The organism is Pseudomonas sp. 14P5.3.2 (assembly GCF_057799175.1).
This window is the reverse complement of the sequence record NZ_JBYOKU010000074.1, coordinates 1-1,222: the sequence shown is the minus strand read 5'-3', so window position 1 is coordinate 1,222 and position 1,222 is coordinate 1. Positions and strand designations below refer to the sequence as shown.

General features: G+C 57.9%; 2 protein-coding genes. Both read left to right on the top strand.

Features of this window, described 5'->3' with window-relative positions; genetic code table 11:
- The first annotated feature begins 87 nt into the window (after positions 1-87).
- The gene (locus AC27VU_RS28865) at positions 88-603 is read left to right on the top strand and encodes an Hcp family type VI secretion system effector (RefSeq protein ID WP_003226246.1); all 516 of its coding nucleotides are present in this window, start codon (positions 88-90) and stop codon (positions 601-603) included.
- Positions 604-734: 131 nt separating this feature from the next.
- Positions 735-1,222, top strand: a 488-nt coding sequence (locus tag AC27VU_RS28860) for a contractile injection system protein, VgrG/Pvc8 family (protein WP_488725405.1), incomplete at its 3' end; no start/stop codon positions are given.

The window sequence follows — 1,222 nt, the reverse complement described above, 5'->3', positions numbered from 1 at the left end:
CTGGCACGCTCCTTGATAACAGTCAGGCACCCACCGGGCGATTTCGCCTCCCGGGCACCCTAAATTTATCCGCAAGGAGAGCACCCCATGGCAACACCAGCGTACATGTCGGTTACCGGCGAAAAACAAGGCCTGATCACTGCCGGCGCCTTCACCGCCGACTCCGTTGGCAACACCTACCAGGAAGGCCACGAAGACCAGGTCATGGTTCAGGCTTTCAGCCACGACGTGATCATCCCGCGTGACCCACAGTCCGGTCAGCCAACCGGTCAGCGCGTTCACAAGCCAGTGATCATCACCAAGGTCTACGACAAGGCTTCGCCTCTGCTGCAAGCTGCTCTGACCTCCGGCGAGCGCATGAGCGAAATCGTTATCCAGTGGTACCGTACTTCGGCTCAAGGTACTCAAGAGCACTACTACACCACCAAACTGGAAGACGCGATCATCGTCGCCATCAACAACAAAATGCACAACTGCCAGGATCCAGGCAACTCGCACTTCACCCACCTGGAAGAAGTGCAGTTCACCTACCGCAAAATCACCTGGACCCACGAAGTATCCGGTACTTCGGGTTCCGATGACTGGCGTGCTCCAGTCGTTTAATTACGGCTGATCGTTACAAGCATCGACCAGCCCTGCTGGTCGATGTTGTTTACGCCCCTCCAGAATTTCGCGTGCGTTGAACCGCTTTGCGGTTGTCGACGAACGCCGCTGTACAGCACGAGGAACAAGGGATGTTCGCGCCGGCCAATGAAACCCACTTTGCCCTGACCATCGAAGGGCTCTCCGCCGATTTTCAGGTATTCACCCTGACCGGCCGGGAAGCCATCAGCCAGCCTTTTGTGTTCGAGGTGGAGCTGGTCAGTGAGCAGCCGTCGCTGGACCTCGAAACCCTGCTGCACAAACCGGCCTTTCTGCAGCTGTCGCCCGATGGCAGCGGCATCCACGGCCAGATCTATCGCGCCGCGCAAGGTGACTCGGGCAAGCGCCTGACGCGCTATTCGGTGACCCTGCGCCCGCAATTGTCGTACCTGGCGCACCGCGTCAACCAACGGATCTTCCAGAACCTCACGGTGCCGAAAATCATCGGCATGGTTCTCGAAGAGCACGGCATCCAGAGCAACGCCTACGAATTCAAGACCGGTTCGATCTATCCCGAGCGCATCTACTGCGTGCAATACGATGAATCGGACCTGCATTTCATCCAGCGTCTGTGCGAGGA